General features: G+C 69.8%; 8 protein-coding genes, 1 tRNA gene and 2 rRNA genes (1 of these 11 running past the window's edge). 1 reads left to right on the forward strand and 10 read right to left on the reverse strand.

The window, feature by feature from the left end; translation table 11 throughout:
• Positions 1-23 precede the first annotated feature (23 nt).
• The 7 genes from JE024_RS09640 to JE024_RS09670 form a co-directional block, all read right to left on the reverse strand.
• Positions 24-533 carry a CinA family protein gene (locus JE024_RS09640; protein WP_205373188.1) on the reverse strand — a complete coding sequence of 170 codons (510 nt, stop codon included), beginning with the start codon at positions 531-533 and terminating at the stop codon, positions 24-26.
• Positions 530-1,207 carry a CDP-diacylglycerol--glycerol-3-phosphate 3-phosphatidyltransferase gene (pgsA, locus tag JE024_RS09645; protein ID WP_205373189.1) on the reverse strand — a complete coding sequence of 226 codons (678 nt, stop codon included), beginning with the start codon at positions 1,205-1,207 and terminating at the stop codon, positions 530-532. The genes JE024_RS09640 and pgsA overlap by 4 nt, the downstream gene beginning before the upstream one ends.
• Positions 1,204-2,673 (reverse strand): 30S ribosomal protein S12 methylthiotransferase RimO, encoded by a 1,470-nt coding sequence (rimO, locus tag JE024_RS09650; RefSeq protein ID WP_205373190.1) that lies wholly within the window; start codon positions 2,671-2,673, stop codon positions 1,204-1,206. Before rimO ends, pgsA begins: the two co-directional genes overlap by 4 nt.
• Positions 2,674-2,753: 80 nt before the next feature.
• Complete coding sequence (locus tag JE024_RS09655) at positions 2,754-3,575, reverse strand: helix-turn-helix domain-containing protein (protein WP_205373191.1); 822 nt, start codon at positions 3,573-3,575, stop codon at positions 2,754-2,756.
• Positions 3,576-3,764: 189 nt separating this feature from the next.
• Positions 3,765-6,509, reverse strand: coding sequence for a DNA translocase FtsK (locus JE024_RS09660; protein ID WP_244882732.1), 2,745 nt, complete (start codon positions 6,507-6,509; stop codon positions 3,765-3,767).
• A gap of 125 nt (positions 6,510-6,634) precedes the next feature.
• A complete protein-coding gene (locus JE024_RS09665) occupies positions 6,635-7,318 on the reverse strand; it encodes a response regulator (RefSeq protein ID WP_205373193.1) in 684 nt (227 codons plus the stop codon).
• A gap of 274 nt (positions 7,319-7,592) precedes the next feature.
• The gene (locus tag JE024_RS09670; protein ID WP_205373194.1) at positions 7,593-13,025 is read right to left on the reverse strand and encodes a HAMP domain-containing protein; all 5,433 of its coding nucleotides are present in this window, start codon (positions 13,023-13,025) and stop codon (positions 7,593-7,595) included.
• Positions 13,026-13,291: 266 nt separating this feature from the next.
• Here JE024_RS09670 and JE024_RS09675 point away from each other — a divergent pair, with 266 nt between their 5' ends.
• Positions 13,292-15,946, forward strand: coding sequence for a SpoIIE family protein phosphatase (locus tag JE024_RS09675; protein ID WP_205373195.1), 2,655 nt, complete (start codon positions 13,292-13,294; stop codon positions 15,944-15,946).
• A gap of 59 nt (positions 15,947-16,005) precedes the next feature.
• Here the strand turns inward: JE024_RS09675 and JE024_RS09680 are convergent.
• From JE024_RS09680 to JE024_RS09690, 3 genes are all read right to left on the reverse strand, one after another.
• Positions 16,006-16,078 (reverse strand) — tRNA-Thr (locus JE024_RS09680).
• A 207-nt stretch (positions 16,079-16,285) separates the two neighbouring features.
• Positions 16,286-16,402: ribosomal RNA gene (gene rrf / locus JE024_RS09685) — 5S ribosomal RNA — on the reverse strand.
• Between the two features lie 79 nt (positions 16,403-16,481).
• Positions 16,482-17,362 (reverse strand): 23S ribosomal RNA (locus JE024_RS09690); it runs 2,245 nt beyond the window's last position.

Genomic DNA, 17,362 nt, shown 5'->3' on the forward strand with positions numbered 1-17,362 from the left:
GTGTTCACTCAGGGCTGCAAACATCAAGTCCCCCCGTTCTGTTCCGTATCCTGTGCCCGCGCATTCCCGTGCAGTTCGCCGGAGAGCAGGTCGAGCACTCTCCGTACACTCTCTTTACGAATGTCCTCCCGGCCGCCGTTCAACCGCAATGCGGCTGTTTTCCCGGCGCCGGAAGGTCCCGAAACGGCCACGTAGACCGTCCCCACGGGCTTGCCGTCCTGGGCCGCGGGCCCCGCGACGCCGGTGGTGGCGATCCCCCAGGTGGCACCGAGACGGCGCCGCACACCCGCCGCCATCTGCGCGGCGACCTCGGGGTCGACCGCGCCGCGCGCGGCCAGCAGGCCGGCGTCCACGCCCAGCAGTTCACTCTTGAGAGCGGTCGCGTAGGCCGTCACCGACCCGCGGAAGACACGCGACGCCCCGGGCACCTCGGTGAGCCGGGAGGCCACGAGGCCGCCCGTCAGGGACTCGGCGACGGCCAGCGTCTCGCCACGCTCCGCAAGCAGCGTCAGCACGCGGGCCGCCGTGTTCACCGCGTCCGGCTCCCGTCGGCGGCCGCCACGGCCCGCTCCTTGGCGAGGCCCCTGCGCCGCAGCAGCACCGCCTGGCGCACGTAGTCGAGCCCGGTGGCGACCGTCAGCACGACGGCGACCGCCATCACCCAGAAGCGCAGGGTGGCCAGCGGTCCGGTCAGCGCGAGGACGTACATCCCGACCGCGGTGCCCTGGGCGAGGGTCTTCATCTTGCCGCCCCGGCTGGCCGGGATGACGCCGTGCCGGATGACCCAGAACCGCATCAGCGTGATCGCGAGCTCACGGAAGAGGATGACGCCCGTCACCCACCAGGGGAGGTCGCCGAGTGCCGAGAGGCAGATCAGCCCGGCGGCCATGATCGCCTTGTCGGCGATCGGGTCGGCGATCTTCCCGAAGTCGGTGACCAGGTTGTACGTCCGCGCCAGATGCCCGTCGAAGATGTCGGTGATCATGGCGACGGCGAACGCGGCCCACGCCCAGGCCCGCCAGGCGGGGTCGTACCCGCCGTCCTGGAGCAGCAGCACCACGAACGCCGGCACCAGCACCAGCCGGATCATGGTGAGGATGTTGGCGATGTTCCACAGGCTGGCCTGGTTGACGGCCGCAGCGCCCAGCTTGCCGCCCGGCGCCGGCCTACCGGTGCCGCCCGCGGCGGATGCCGGCACTCCGGTCATCTGCCCGCCTCCTCGTCCAGACAGTCGGCCACCAGGTCGACTCCCTCCGTGGCGACGACCTTCGCGGTGACCATCCGCCCGGGGACGAGGCCTTCGGCCGAGGTGAGGAGGGTCTGCCCGTCGGTCTCGGGCGCCTGGTGGGCGGCCCGGCCGACGGCGCCCTCCTCCTCGTCGACGCTCTCGACCAGCACCTCCAGGGTCTCGCCCAGGCGCTCCTCGGCACGCTGCGAGGTCAGTTCCTCGGCGACCCGGGAGAGGTGCGCGAGGCGCTCGGCGATGACGTCGGCGTCGAGCTTGTTCTCGTAGCCGACGGCCTCGGTGCCCTCCTCGTCGCTGTAGCCGAAGACGCCGATCGCGTCGAGGCGCGCGGCGCCGAGGAAGCGCTCCAGCTCGGCGAAGTCCGCCTCGCTCTCGCCGGGGAACCCGACGATGAAGTTGGAGCGCACACCGGCCTGGGGGGCCTTGCCCCGGATGGTCGCCAGCAGTTCGAGGAAGCGCTCGGTGTCGCCGAAGCGGCGCATGGCGCGCAGGACTCCGGGGGCCGAGTGCTGGAAGGAGAGGTCGAAGTAGGGCACGACCTTGTCGGTCGACGTCAGGACGTCGATGAGGCCGGGGCGCATCTCCGCGGGCTGGAGGTAGCTGACCCGCACCCGCTCGATGCCGTCGACGGCCGCCAGCTCGGGCAGCAGGGTCTCCAGCAGCCGGATGTCGCCGAGGTCCTTGCCGTAGGAGGTGTTGTTCTCGGAGACCAGCATGACCTCCTTGACGCCCTGCTCGGCCAGCCAGCGGGTCTCGCCGAGCACGTCGCTGGGGCGGCGCGAGATGAAGGAGCCGCGGAAGGACGGGATGGCGCAGAAGGTGCAGCGGCGGTCGCAGCCGGAGGCGAGCTTCACGGAGGCGACGGGGCTGGTGCCGAGGCGGCGGCGCAGGGGTGCGCGGGGGCCGGAGACGGGAGCGACGCCGTCGGGGAGGTCCTCCGGCGCCGTCGCGAGGGCGTCGCCGTGGCCGGGCAGCGCGACCTCGGTGGCCCCCTGGCGCTCTGCGGGGCTCAGGGGCAGCAGCTTGCGCCGGTCGCGCGGGGTGTGGGAGGCGTGGATGCCTCCGCTGAGGATGGTCTGCAGGCGGTCGGAGATGTCGGCGTAGTCGTCGAAGCCGAGCACGCCGTCGGCCTCGGGCAGGGCCTCGGCGAGCTCCTTGCCGTAGCGCTCGGCCATGCAGCCGACGGCGACGACGGCCTGGGTGCGGCCGTGATCCTTGAGATCGTTGGCCTCCAGCAGGGCGTCGACGGAGTCCTTCTTGGCGGCTTCGACGAAGCCGCAGGTGTTGACGACGGCGACATCCGCGTCGGAGGCTTCCTCGACGAGCTCCCAGCCGTCCGCCGCCAGGCGGCCTGCGAGCTCCTCCGAGTCCACCTCGTTACGGGCGCAGCCAAGAGTGACAAGGGCGACGGTACGGCGTTCGGGCATGGGCTCAAGACTACTTTGTCCCGGCCCACGCCCCTGCCCCGAGGGTTGCGGCGCCCGTCACGGGGCGCGCCCCGGGCCGGTCAGCCGGCCTCGGGGTCGCCCTTGGTGTAGGTCAGACGCTCGACGCCGCCGCGTTCGAACTCGTCCTGGATCTTCTTCCCGTTGACGAAGAGCTCGATCGCGCCGGCGTTGCCGAGGATGAGATCCACGCGCTCGTCGTCCTGGAAGGTCTTCGTGTCGCCCTTCTGGAGGGTGCCGTCGAAGAGCAGCTTGCCGTTGTGCGACTTGGCCTGGATCCAGCTCTTGTCGTCGACGACCGAGAGCTGGACGGTGACCTTGTCCTTCGGCACGGCGGCGATGGCGCTGTCGGAGGGGTCGGGCTTGGGGTCGGCGGGCTTGACCGGTGCCTTGGTCGGCGACGGCTTGGCCTGGGGCGTGGTCCCCTCGGCGACCCGGGTCTCCTTGCCGTCGCCGTCGCCGCTGACGAGCGTGAAGCCGGCGAAGCCGACCACGGCGACGATGGCGGCGACCATGGCGGCTGTCCAGTTGGGCCTGCTGCGTTCGGGGCGGATGCGCTCGGCCTCGAACAGCGGCGCGGCGGGCGTCGGCGACGGCCGTCCGCCGTGCTCCGCGTCGTACTGCGAGACCAGCGGTTCGGGGTCGAGGCCGACGGCGCGCGCGAAGGTGCGGATGTGACCGCGCGCGTAGACGTCGCCGCCGCAGCGGGAGAAGTCGTCTTCCTCGATGCCGTGGACGATGGGGATGCGCACCCGGGTGGCGGCACTGACCTCTTCGACGGTCAGACCCGCGCCGATGCGCGCCTGCTGGAGGGCGTGGCCGACCGACGGCCGCACGTCCTCATCGGAAGGGCGGTTGTCTTCGGGGGAGTTGCCGATGGACACGGGGGCGCCTTTCGAGCGTGTAGCCACCTGCTGGAGGTTCAGTCTAGGGGTGGTACGAAAGAGTGGGGCAACCGGGAGGCGAAACTTTGTACGCCATCGGAATGGCCTGCTCCGCACGGGGCGGACCACCTTCTCGTCCCTCCCTCCAACTTGACGTACGACCAAGGGAAACGGTTGCTCCCGAATCCCTTACGAGTGAGTGTCTCCCCGGATCACGGCGAGCACTCCATCCAGTTCATCCGGTTTCACCAGAACGTCACGTGCTTTCGACCCTTCGCTCGGGCCGACGATGTTGCGCGACTCCATCAGGTCCATCAGCCGGCCGGCCTTGGCGAACCCGACCCGCAGCTTGCGCTGGAGCATCGAGGTGGACCCGAACTGCGTGGAGACGACCAGCTCGGCCGCCTGGCACAGCAGGTCGAGGTCGTCGCCGATGTCCTCGTCGATCTCCTTCTTCTGCTTGGTGCCGACCACGACGTCGTCGCGGAAGACCGGGGCCATCTGGTCCTTGCAGTGCTGGACGACCGTCTGCACCTCGGCCTCGGTGACGAAGGCGCCCTGCATACGGGTGGGCTTGTTCGCGCCCATCGGGAGGAACAGCCCGTCGCCCTTGCCGATCAGCTTCTCCGCGCCCGGCTGGTCCAGGATGACCCGGCTGTCGGCGAGCGAGGAGGTGGCGAACGCCAGCCGCGAGGGCACGTTCGCCTTGATCAGGCCGGTGACGACGTCGACCGACGGCCGCTGGGTCGCCAGTACCAGATGGATGCCCGCCGCGCGCGCCAGCTGGGTGATGCGCACGATGGCGTCCTCGACGTCGCGCGGCGCGACCATCATCAGGTCGGCGAGCTCGTCGACGATCACCAGCAGGTACGGATACGGCTGGAGCTCGCGCTCGCTGCCCTCCAGCGGCTTCACCTTGCCGCTGCGCACGGCGGCGTTGAAGTCGTCGATGTGGCGGTAGCCGAAGGCCGCCAGGTCGTCGTAGCGCAGGTCCATCTCGCGCACCACCCACTGGAGGGCCTCGGCGGCCCGCTTGGGGTTGGTGATGATCGGGGTGATCAGGTGCGGGATGCCCTCGTACGCGGTCAGCTCGACCCGCTTGGGGTCGACCAGCACCATCCGGACGTCCTCCGGGGTCGCCCTTATCATCACCGAGGTGATCAGGCAGTTGATGCACGACGACTTGCCGGAGCCGGTGGCGCCCGCGACCAGGATGTGCGGCATCTTGGCGAGGTTGGCCATCACATAGCCGCCCTCGACGTCCTTGCCGAGCGCGACCAGCATCGGGTGGTCGTCCTCCGCGGCGTCCGCGAGGCGCAGCACGTCGCCGAGGTTGACCATCTCCCGGTCGGTGTTGGGGATCTCGATGCCGACCGCGGACTTGCCGGGGATCGGGGAGATGATCCGCACGTCGGGGCTGGCGACCGCGTAGGCGATGTTCTTGGTCAGCGCCGTGATGCGCTCGACCTTCACCGCCGGGCCCAGCTCGACCTCGTAGCGGGTGACCGTCGGCCCCCGGGTGAAGCCGGTGACGGCGGCGTCGACCTTGAACTCGGTGAAGACGTTGGTCAGCGAGGCGACGATCGCGTCGTTCGCCGCGCTGCGGGTCTTGCCCGGGCCACCGCGCTCCAGCAGGTCGAGCGAGGGCAGTGAGTAGGTGATGTCCCCGGACAGCTGGAGCTGCTCGGCCCGCGGGGGCAGCGGCTGCGACTCCTCCGGGGCGGGCTTGGTCAGGTCGGGCACCGACGACCGGCCGCCGGGCTCGGCGCCCTCGGGCTCCCGTGCCGTGGGCACGGGCGAGGCGGCACGCTGCCGCTCGGCGGTCACGTCCCGGGTCAGGTCGGCGACGACCGGCGAGGGCGGCATGCCGCCCAGCACCGCGCCGTCGAGGGCGGCGGCCGCGGCGGCCGCCACGTCGACGGCGTCCATCCCGCCTCCCGTCCGGGACCGGCCGGGGCGCCGGCGCCGGCCGATGGCCTCCTCCTCCGCCTGCTCGGCGTCGAAGACGTCCCCGCCGCCGGAGCGCCGGGAGGAGCGGCGCGGACGCCCGGGCAGGGACTCGCGCCACTGCTCGTCGTAGCGCTCGTCGTCCTCGCCCTGCTCGCCCTCCCGGCCCGGCTCGTACGCCGGTTCGACGAGGCCGAGCTTGGAGCCGAGGAGGCGCAGGCGCTGCGGGATCGCGTTCACCGGCGTGGCGGTGACGACGAGCAGTCCGAAGACGGTGAGGAGCACCAGCAGCGGTACCGCCAGCACCTCGCCCATCATGAAGATCAGCGGCTGGGAGACACCCCAGCCGACCAGTCCGCCCGCGTCCTGCATGGCCTCCGTGCCCTCGCCGCGGCCGGGTGCGCCGCAGGCGATGTGCACCTGGCCGAGCACACCGATGACGAGCGCCGACAGACCGATCACGATCCGGCCGTTGGCCTCGGGCTTCTCGGGATAGAGGATCAGGCGGACGGCCACCGCGCCGAGCAGTATCGGGGCCAGCAGGTCGAGCCGCCCGAAGGCGCCGGTGACGAGCATCTCCACCAGATCGCCGACGGGGCCCCGGAGGTTCGACCAGGTACCGGCGGCCACGATGAGGGCGATGCCCAGCAGCAGCAGCGCCAGGCCGTCCTTGCGGTGCGCCGGGTCGAGTCCCTTCGCGCCGCGTCCTATACCGCGCAGCATGGCCCCGATCGTGTGGGCCACGCCCAGCCACACCGCGCGGGCGAGCCGGTAGACGCCCCCGGTGGGGGACGGAGCCGGCCTGGGCGGGGCTGCCTTCTTGGCCGGCGCCTTGCGGGCAGGCGCCTTCTTCGCGGGGACGGTCTTCTTCGCCGCGCTCTTCTTGGCGGGGGCCGCCTTCTTCACGGCACCGGTCGTACGGCCGGCGCTCTTCTTCGCGGTGCCCGCCGCGCCCTGGGAACCCTTGCCGGACGTACGTGAGGCCATGGTGGTGAGGTTACCGGTGTCGACGGCACGGGACACGTGTGCCCACTGCTTCACCCGATCGTGTCGTGCTTGGTGGGGCGGTGAACTGACGCCGCGTCAGCGGCACGTGGACCCTGCGGCCTGGCTCAGGTCTGCGACGGAAGCGTCGGCGCGCCCCCGCCCGCCCCGGGCTCCAGCGCGTCCAGGGCACGGCGCAGACCGGTCAGCTTGCGTTCGAGATGAGCGGCCGTGGCGACGGCGGCCGCGTCCGCGGAGTCGTCGTCGAGCTGCTTGGAGAGCGCCTCCGCCTGCTCCTCGACCGCCGCGAGGCGGGCGGAGAGCTCGGCGAGGAGCCCCGCGGACTCGCGCCCGCCGGCGCCGCCCTCGCGCCCGCTGCCCTCCAACTGGAGCCGCAGCAGCGCCGCCTGCTCGCGGAGCTGGCAGTTCTTCATGTAGAGCTCGACGAAGACCGAGACCTTGGCCCGCAGCACCCACGGGTCGAACGGCTTCGAGATGTAGTCGACCGCGCCCGCCGCGTACCCGCGGAAGGTGTGGTGGGGACCGTGGTTGATCGCGGTGAGGAAGATGATCGGGATGTCACGCGTGCGCTCGCGCCGCTTGATGTGCGCGGCCGTCTCGAAGCCGTCCATTCCCGGCATCTGGACATCCAGCAGAATGACCGCGAAATCGTCCGTCAGCAGCGCCTTGAGCGCTTCCTCCCCTGACGATGCCCGCACCAGTGTCTGATCGAGCGCGGAGAGGATGGCCTCCAACGCGAGCAGATTCTCCGGCCGGTCATCGACCAGGAGGATCTTGGCCTTCTGCACCATGCCCCGTCCTCCTCGTCCCGGCATGGGGTCTCTCCGGCTCCGGGAGCCGGAGGACGCACCGGGCGCCGCCCCAGGGGACGACTCTCTTGCGTCGCCCGTTCTTGTGCCGGTCATGGTAGCCGCACCCCGCCCGTCGCCACACCCTGTCACCACGATGTCACTGTGCACGTACCGAAAACGTGGGGGGAGACCGGATGGTTCCCCGGAAACCGGCCCCCCACACACGTCCGGACAGAGTCGATCAGCATCGCGCGGCACATCCGGCCGCCCGCCGTCACTTTCCGTTCATCCACTGCTCCATCACCGACAGCAGGTGGTCGGGGTCGACCGGCTTCGTCACATAATCGGACGCGCCCGACTCGATGGCCTTCTCCCGGTCGCCCTTCATCGCCTTCGCGGTCAGCGCGATGATCGGCAGCCCCGCGAACTGCGGCATCCTGCGGATCGCCGTCGTCGTCGCGTACCCGTCCATCTCCGGCATCATGATGTCCATCAGAACGACCGTCACATCGTCGTGCTGCTCCAGGACTTCGATGCCCTCCCGGCCGTTCTCCGCGTACAGCACCGACAGCCCGTGCTGCTCCAGCACCGACGTCAGCGCGAAGACGTTGCGGATGTCGTCGTCGACGATCAGCACCTTCTCGCCGTCGAAGGCGAACACCCGGCGCTCGTCGGGAGCCTCCGCACCGGCCTGCTCGCCCTGCTCCCCCGGCACCCGGTCCACGCCCTCACCGCCCGCCAGCGCCTTGCGGCGCCGCCGGAAGAGCGCCGCCGGACCCGCCTGGGCGGACGGCTGCCGCGGCGACGACTGCACCACCTGCTCGAAGCCGCCCGCCACCGGCTCCTGGGCGCCGTTCCCCGGCGGGAGCTGCGGATAGGACGGTGCGGACGGCTCGGCCACGTGCAGCGGCAGATACAGGGTGAACGTCGAGCCCCGGCCCGGTTCGCTCGCCGCGTGGATCTCGCCGCCCAGCAGCCGCGCGATCTCCCGGCTGATCGACAGACCGAGGCCCGTCCCGCCGTACTTGCGGCTGGTCGTCCCGTCGGCCTGCTTGAACGCCTCGAAGATCACCCGCATCTTCCCCGCCGCGATCCCGATGCCGGTGTCCGTCACCGAGAAGGCGATCAGATCCGCGTCCGCGTCCCGCAGCGTGCCCGCCTCCAGGAGTTGCTCCCTGATCGACTGCGGCACATCGGTGCCCGCGGGCCGGATCACCAGCTCCACGGCGCCGCTGTCGGTGAACTTCACCGCGTTCGACAGCAGGTTGCGCAGCACCTGGAGCAGCCGCTGCTCGTCGGTGTGCAGCGTGGCCGGCAGCTCCGGCGAGACCCGGACGGAGAAGTCGAGCCCCTTCTCCGCGGTCAGCGGACGGAACGTCGCCTCGACGTAGTCCACGAGCTGCACCAGCGCGATACGGGTCGGACTGACGTCCATCTTGCCCGCCTCGACCTTCGACAGGTCGAGGATGTCGTTGATGAGCTGGAGCAGGTCGCTGCCCGCCCCGTGGATGGTCTCGGCGAACTCCACCTGCTTCGGCGACAGATTGGCGTCCGCGTTGTCGGCGAGCAACTTGGCCAGAATCAGCAGGGAGTTGAGCGGTGTCCGCAGCTCGTGCGACATGTTCGCCAGGAACTCCGACTTGTAGCGCATGGAGACCGCGAGCTGCTCCGCCCGCTCCTCCAGCACCTGACGGGCCTCCTCGATCTCGGTGTTCTTCACCTCGATGTCGCGGTTCTGCTGCGCCAGCAGCTCGGCCTTGTCCTCCAGCTCGGCGTTGGACGACTGGAGCGCCTTCTGCCGGTTCTCCAGCTCGGCCGACCGCTCCCGCAGCTGCTCGGTGAGCTCCTGCGACTGCTTGAGCAGGACCTCGGTCTTGGTGTTGACGCTGATCGTGTTGACGCTGGTGGCGATCATCTCCGCGATCTGGTTGAGGAAGTCCCGCTGGATCTGGGTGAACGGCTGGAACGACGCCAGCTCGATCACACCGAGGACCTTCCCCTCGAACAGCACCGGCAGCACGATCACATACGCCGGCGACGCCTCGCCGAGACCCGAGGAGATCTTCAGATAGCCCGGCGGCACATTGACCTGGATGGTCCGCTTCTCCTCCGCCGCCGTACCGATCAGGGTCTCCCCCGGCCGGAACGACGTCGGCATCAGCCCGGCCGAGTAGCCGTAACTCCCGCGCATCACCAGCTCGTACGTCTCCCCGCCCGAGGACACGTCCGAGCTGCTGCCCGTCGCCATCGCCAGGAAGAACGCGCCGTGCTGCGCCGAGACGACCGGCGTCAGCTCGCTCATGATCAGCGAGGCCACGTCGTCCAGGTCCCGGCGGCCCTGCATCAGACCCGAGATACGGGCCAGGTTGCCCTTCAGCCAGTCCTGCTCCTCGTTGGCGAGGGTGGTGTCGCGCAGGTTCGCGATCATGGTGTTGATGTTGTCCTGGAGGACCTGGATCTCACCGGCGGCGTCGACGTCGATCTTCAGGTTCAGATCGCCGCGGGTCACCGCCGTCGCCACGGCCGCGATCGCGCGCACCTGCCGGGTCAGGTTCCCGGCCATCTCGTTCACGGACTCGGTCAGGTCGCGCCAGGTGCCGTCGACGTCCCGCACCCGCGCCTGGCCGCCCAGCTGCCCGTCGGTGCCCACCTCACGGGCCACCCGGGTCACCTGCTCGGCGAACGACGAGAGCTGGTCGACCATCGTGTTGATGGTGTTCTTCAGCTCCAGGATCTCCCCGCGCGCGTCGATGTCGATCTTGCGCGTGAGATCGCCCTTCGCGATGGCCGTGGTGACCGTCGCGATCTGCCGCACCTGCCCGGTGAGGTTGGAGGCCATCGAGTTCACCGACTCGGTCAGGTCCTTCCAGGTGCCCGACACGCCCGGCACATGGGCCTGGCCGCCGAGCCGCCCGTCGGTGCCCACCTCACGGGCCACCCGGGTCACCTCGTCGGCGAACGACGACAGCGTGCGCACCATCGTGTTGACCGTGTCCGCGAGCTCGGCGACCTCGCCGCGCGCCTCGACCGTCACCTTCTTCGTCAGGTCGCCGTTGGCGACCGCCGACGAGACGCGCGCGATGTTGCGCACCTGGTTCGTCAGGTTGTTGGCCATCAGGTTGACGTTGTCGCTGAGGTCCTTCCAGATCCCCGTGACGCCGCGCACCCGGGCCTGACCGCCCAGCACACCCTCGGTGCCCACCTCGCGGGCGACCCGGGTGACCTCGTCCGCGAAGTCGGAGAGCTGGTCGACCATGGTGTTGACGGTCGTCACCAGCTCCAGGATCTCGCCCTTGGCGTCGACGGTGATCTTCTTGGACAGGTCGCCCTTGGCGACCGCCGTGGTCACCTCGGCGATGTTGCGCACCTGACTGGTCAGGTTGTTCGCCATGAAGTTCACGGACTGGGTCAGGTCCTTCCAGGTGCCGGAGACACCCTGGACCTCCGCCTGACCGCCGAGGATGCCCTCGGTGCCCACCTCCCGCGCGACCCTGGTCACCTGCTCCGCGAAGTTCGAGAGCTGGTCGACCATCGTGTTCAGCGTGTTCTTGAGCTCCAGGATCTCGCCGCGCGCGTCCACGTCGATCTTCTGCGACAGGTCGCCGCGCGCCACCGCCGTGGCCACCTGGGCGATGTTGCGGACCTGTCCGGTGAGGTTCTCGGCCATGCCGTTCACCGAGTCCGTCAGATCACGCCACACACCGGCCACGCCGGGCACCTGCGCCTGGCCGCCGAGGCGCCCGTCGGTGCCCACCTCACGGGCCACCCGGGTCACCTGCTCGGCGAACGCGGAGAGCTGGTCGACCATCGTGTTGATGGTGTTCTTCAGCTCCAGGATCTCCCCGCGGGCGTCCACGTCGATCTTCTGCGACAGGTCGCCGCGCGCCACCGCCGTCGTCACCTGGGCGATCTGACGCACCTGGGACGTCAGGTTGCCGGCCATGAAGTTGACGGAGTCCGTCAGCTCCTTCCAGGTGCCGCTGACGCCGTCGACCCGGGCCTGGCCGCCGAGGCGGCCCTCCGTGCCCACGTCCCGCGCCATCCGCGTGACCTGGTCCGCGAACGAGGAGAGCTGCGCCACCATCGTGTTGACGGTGTTCTTCAGCTCCAGCATCTCGCCGGCCACGTCGACCGTGACCTTCTGCGACAGGTCGCCGTTGGCGACCGCCGTCGTCACCTGCGCGATGTCCCGGACCTGTCCGGTGAGGTTGCGGAAGGCGGTGTTCACCGAGTCGGTGAGATCCTTCCACGTACCCGCCGCGCCCGGCACCTCCGCCTGGCCGCCGAGGCGGCCCTCCACACCGACCTCCCGGGCGACACGGGTCACCTCGGAGCCGAAGGACTGGAGCTGGTCCACCATCGTGTTGACGGTGTTCTTCAGCTCCAGCATCTCGCCGGCCACGTCGACCGTGACCTTCTGGGACAGGTCGCCGCTCGCCACGGACGTCGTCACCTGGGCGATGTCGCGCACCTGGGTGGTCAGATTGCGGAAGACCGTGTTCACCGAATCGGTGAGGTCCTTCCACGTCCCCGCCGCACCCGGCACCTGCGCCTGGCCGCCGAGCAGACCCTCCGCGCCGACCTCGCTGGCCACCCGGGTGACCTCGTCCGCGAACGTGCGCAGCGTCTCGGTCATCTGGTTGATGGTCTCGGCGAGCTGGGCCACCTCGCCCCGCGCGCTCACCGTGACCTTCTGGGTGAGGTCGCCGTTGGCGACGGCGGTCGTCACCTCGGCGATGCCGCGCACCTGCGAGGTGAGGTTGCCGGCCATGGTGTTCACCGAGTCGGTGAGGTCCTTCCACACGCCGGCCACACCGGGCACGGTCGCCTGACCGCCCAGCTCGCCCTCCGTGCCCACCTCCCGGGCGACACGGGTGACCTCGGAGGAGAACGACTGGAGCTGGTCCACCATCGTGTTGACGGTGTTCTTCAGCTCCAGCATCTCGCCCGCGACATGCACGGTGACCTTCTGCGACAGGTCGCCCTTGGCCACCGCCGTCGTCACCAGCGCGATGTCGCGCACCTGCGCCGTCAGCCGGTACGCCATGGTGTTGACCGAGTCCGTGAGGTCCTTCCACGAACCGGACATGCCGCGTACCTGGGCCTGACCGCCGAGCTTGCCCTCGGTGCCGACCTCCAGCGCCACCCGGGTCACCTCGTCGGTGAACGCGGACAACTGGTCGACCAGGCTGTTGACCGTCCGGGCGACCTTGAGGAACTCGCCCCGCAGCGGCCGCACCGTGCCGTCCTGCGGATCCGTGGAGTGCGAGCGCAGCTCCATCCGCTGGTCCAGGTCGCCCTCGGCCACCGCGGACAGCACCCGCCCGACCTCGGACACCGGCCGGGCCAGGTCGTCGACCAGCTCGTTCGCCGCGTCGATCGCGACCGCCCAGGAGCCCTCGCAGGCCCCCGTCTCCAGCCGCTCGGTCAGCTTGCCCTCGCGGCCGACCATTCTGCGGACGCGCGTCATCTCACCGGCGAGATGCAGATTGCGGTCCGCGACCTCGTTGAAGACGGCCGCGATCTCGGCCATGACGTCGTCGCCGGAGACCGTCAGACGGCGGCGGAAGTTCCCGTCCCGCATCGTCACCAAGGCCGCCAGCAGTCTGTTCAGCGCCGCTGTGTCGACCTCGGTCGTCCCATTGCTCCGGGACCGTCCGCCTTTCGCACGAACGTCCTTGGCCCGCGCCGTCGCGCCAGACTCCACCGTGACCCTCCCGCAGGGGTTGACCGTACTGCCTGGGCTCTCTCAGGAAGCCTGCCCAGTGTTTCACCCTGCCGGAACCAGGCCATAACAGTTCGGCAGCTTCGCATAGGGTCCCCGCCCCCGGAGGACGGAAACAGCCGTAACCGGCATCCGCTCGGACAGTGAAGGTAAGTAACCTGGCATGCGGCTGTCCAACCGCCCCGGTCCGCCCGGCAGGGGTGGTGCGAAGCGGTATGTCACCGGGCACGGGGAGGAACGGGCCGATCATGGCAGAGCCGGGCGTCGAGACGCGTACGAGGAGTTCCGTGATCACCGCTCGGGCGGCCGCCACATTCGATCCGGTGGGGCGGTCCGTCGCGTCCGCCCGCGCCTTCGTCCGCGACACGCTCCAGGGGTGGGGCTACGGCGATGTCGTCGACGACGCCGTCGTCCTCACCAGCGAACTCGTCACCAACGCGGTCATCCACGCCGGCACCGCGGCCGACGTCCTGTGCCTGCGCAGCGAGGACGGCGTCCGGGTCGAGGTCGGCGACCGGTACCCGGAGCGCGAGGTCCCGATGCAGGGCACCGGGCAGGGCTTCGCAAGCCTCGACCGGGAGAACGGCAGAGGACTGCTGCTCTGCGCGGCCCTCGCCTCCCGCTGGGGCGTGGAGTACACCCCGACCCGCAAGCACGTCTGGTTCCGGCTCGACCTCCCCCAGCGCCCCGTGGGCGCCCGCTCCGCCGGCCCCGCCCTCCCGGCCTCGATGCTCCCCGTCGCCGAGGAGCGCGTCCGGGTGGCCGTCACGCAGATCGGCAGCGGCGGCACCATCACCGTGTGGAACGAGGACGCCGAGCACCTCTTCGGCTACACCAGCGACCAGGTCGTCGGGAAGCCGCTGACCGACCTCGCGGCCTGGCCCCACACCCCGGGCACCGGCACCGGGATCGTCGAGGCCCTCCAGCTCTCCCGCTGGGAGGGCAGCTACGGCATCCGCGGCGCGGACGGCCGGGTCATCCCCGTCTACGCCTCCCATCTGCGCGTACGCGACACCCACGGCGAGCCGTCGACGGTGTGTCTGCTGGTGCGCGACGAGGAGCGTGCCGTCCTCCAGACGCCGCAGCGCGCCCCCGCGTCCGAGCGGGGGACGGACAGCCGCTCGACCGACCCCTTCGAGGTGTTCATCGGGTCCCCGGCCCCCGACGACCTCGACGGGCTCCTCCAGCGCACCGTGGAGCGCGCCCGCGACATGCTCGACGGCGACTCCGCCTTCCTGCTGCTCGCCACCGACGACGAGACGGAGCTGGAGGTCCGCGCGACCACCGGCCTGCCCTCCGCCCGCCAGCGCTTCGCCCGGGTCCCCGTCGAGGCGGGCACCGGCCGCTACGGGTCCGCCCGCATGCCGGCCGTCCACGAGGACCTCTCCAGCGTCCCCGGCGCGGTGCCGCTGCTGAACTCGACCGGGATGCGCTCGGTCGTCACCGTCCCGCTGAAGGTCGAGGGCCGGCTCACCGGCTCCCTCGGCGTCGCCGCGGAGGCCGCGGGCCGCTACTCCAACGAGGAGGCGCTCCGGCTCCAGTTCGCGGCCGACCGGATCGCCCTGGCCGTCGAGTCCGCCCGGCTCGGGGAACTGGAGCGGCTGCGCCGCGGTTCCCTCTCCTTCCTCGTCGAGGCGTCCGACCTGCTCGCGGGGACGCTCGACCGGGACCAGACCCTGGCGCTGATGGCGCAGATGACCGTCCCGACGCTGGCCACCTGGTGCGCGGTCTACACGATCGCCGACCAGTCGTCGGAGCCGTATCTCTCCTATGTCCTCCACGAGGACGAGGAGCGTATCGACGACCTCAAGGCCCTGCTGTCGCGGATCGACCCGCCGGACCCGGTGCCCACCCCCGGTGCCCGGGTGTGGACGGCACCCGCCGAGGCCGCGCAGCGCGCGGCCCTGCTGGTCTCCAAGCGCGAGCTGGGCCTCGGCTCCGGCCCGCCGGTCTCCTCCGGCATCGGCGGGACGATGGCGACGGCCGCGGTCGTCGGCGGCGAGACGGTGGTGCTGCCGCTGGTCGCCCGCAACCGGGTCATCGGCATGATCGTGCTCGGCAAGCCGTCCGACGACCACTTCCGCCAGGAGATCCTGGAACTGGCGGAGGACCTCTCCCGCCGTGCCGCCCTGGCCCTCGACAACTCCCGGCTCTACTCGGAGCGCGTGGCGATCAGCCAGTCCCTCCAGCGCAGCCTGCTGCCGCCGGAGCTGCCGCAGATCCCGGGCGTCGAGGTCGAGGTGATCTACCGTGCCGCCGGCGAGGGCAACGAGGTGGGCGGCGACTTCTACGACCTGTTCCCCATCCGGGACGGCGCGTACGGCTTCGCCATCGGCGACGTCTGCGGCACCGGCCCGGAGGCCGCCGCGGTCACGGGCCTGGCCCGTCACGCCCTGCGCCTGCTGGCCCGCGAGGGCTTCGGCGGTCCGGCCGTCCTGGAGCGCCTCAACGCGGCGATCCTCGACGAGGGCGCCCGCAGCCGCTTCCTCACGCTGCTGTACGGCGAGCTGTGGCCGCAGGAGGACGGCAGCGCCGTCCTGAAGTTCGTCTGCGCCGGCCACCCGCTGCCGCTGCGCCTGCGCCCGGACGGCACCGTGGAGCCGGCCGCCGAACCGCAGCCGCTGCTCGGGGTGATGGACGACCTCGAACTGTACGAGCAGGTCGTCACGCTCGACCCCGGCGATGTCCTGCTGTGCGTCACCGACGGCGTCACCGAACGCCGCGAGGGCACGCGGATGCTCGGCGACGACGGCCTGAGCGACGTCCTGACGACGTGCACGGGGCTGACGGCGGGAGCGGTCGCGGCCCGTGTGCTGAGGGCGGTCGAGCGCTTCGCGGCCGAGCCGGCCTCGGACGACATGGCGATCCTGGCGATGCGCGTCCACGAGCCCCACAAGGACTGAGCCGGCCCCGGACACGAAGAAGGCCCCTCGCCGTGACGGCGAGGGGCCTTTTCTCGAAGAGCCCCCAAACGGAATCGAACCGTTGACCTTCTCCTTACCATGGAGACGCTCTACCGACTGAGCTATAGGGGCCTGTTGTTCCGGGCTTTCCCCGTGGCAACGAGATGAAGCATAGCCCATCCCCACGGGCGTTTCCAAATGCCTGACCAGGGCTTCTTCCGCCTCCTCGCAGCCGGCGCCGGCCGGGCCGCGGACGGGCGGCGGGGCCGGACCATCCGATTCGTCCGGTAAACGCAGAAAAGCCCCGGAACAGTGTTCCGGGGCTTCCCAACAATGATTGTTCGGCGGCGTCCTACTCTCCCACAGGGTCCCCCCTGCAGTACCATCGGCGCTGAAAGGCTTAGCTTCCGGGTTCGGAATGTAACCGGGCGTTTCCCTAACGCTATGACCACCGAAACACTATGAAGATGTCGAACTACCAGCCGGCAAAGGCGAGTTCGTTACTTCAGAACTAACACAGTGGACGCGAGCAACTGAGGACAAGCCCTCGGCCTATTAGTACCGGTCAACTCCACCAGTTACCTGGCTTCCATATCCGGCCTATCAACCCAGTCGTCTACTGGGAGCCTTACCCTCTCAAGGAGGTGGGAGTCCTCATCTCGAAGCAGGCTTCCCGCTTAGATGCTTTCAGCGGTTATCCTTTCCGAACGTAGCCAACCAGCCATGCCCTTGGCAGGACAACTGGCACACCAGAGGTTCGTCCGTCCCGGTCCTCTCGTACTAGGGACAGCCCTTCTCAAGACTCCTACGCGCACAGCGGATAGGGACCGAACTGTCTCACGACGTTCTAAACCCAGCTCGCGTACCGCTTTAATGGGCGAACAGCCCAACCCTTGGGACCGACTCCAGCCCCAGGATGCGACGAGCCGACATCGAGGTGCCAAACCATCCCGTCGATATGGACTCTTGGGGAAGATCAGCCTGTTATCCCCGGGGTACCTTTTATCCGTTGAGCGACGGCGCTTCCACAAGCCACCGCCGGATCACTAGTCCCGACTTTCGTCCCTGCTCGACCCGTCGGTCTCACAGTCAAGCTCCCTTGTGCACTTACACTCAACACCTGATTGCCAACCAGGCTGAGGGAACCTTTGGGCGCCTCCGTTACCCTTTGGGAGGCAACCGCCCCAGTTAAACTACCCATCAGACACTGTCCCTGATCCGGATCACGGACCCAGGTTAGACATCCAGCACGACCAGAGTGGTATTTCAACGACGACTCCCCCTGAACTGGCGTCCAGAGTTCACAGTCTCCCACCTATCCTACACAAGCCGAACCGAACACCAATATCAAACTGTAGTAAAGGTCCCGGGGTCTTTCCGTCCTGCTGCGCGAAACGAGCATCTTTACTCGTAGTG

Source organism: Streptomyces zhihengii (assembly GCF_016919245.1).
GTDB classification, from domain to species: Bacteria; Actinomycetota; Actinomycetes; order Streptomycetales; family Streptomycetaceae; genus Streptomyces; species Streptomyces zhihengii.

What these genes read in the sequence shown, in the direction of transcription:
- pgsA (WP_205373189.1), bottom strand. Translation starts at nt 1,207, where the DNA reads ATGACCGGAGTGCCGGCATCCGCCGCGGGCGGCACCGGTAGGCCGGCG.
- JE024_RS09660 (WP_244882732.1), bottom strand. Translation starts at nt 6,509, where the DNA reads ATGGCCTCACGTACGTCCGGCAAGGGTTCCCAGGGCGCGGCGGGCACC.
- rimO (WP_205373190.1), bottom strand. Translation starts at nt 2,673, where the DNA reads ATGCCCGAACGCCGTACCGTCGCCCTTGTCACTCTTGGCTGCGCCCGT.
- JE024_RS09675 (WP_205373195.1), top strand. Translation starts at nt 13,292, where the DNA reads ATGGCAGAGCCGGGCGTCGAGACGCGTACGAGGAGTTCCGTGATCACC.
- JE024_RS09665 (WP_205373193.1), bottom strand. Translation starts at nt 7,318, where the DNA reads ATGGTGCAGAAGGCCAAGATCCTCCTGGTCGATGACCGGCCGGAGAAT.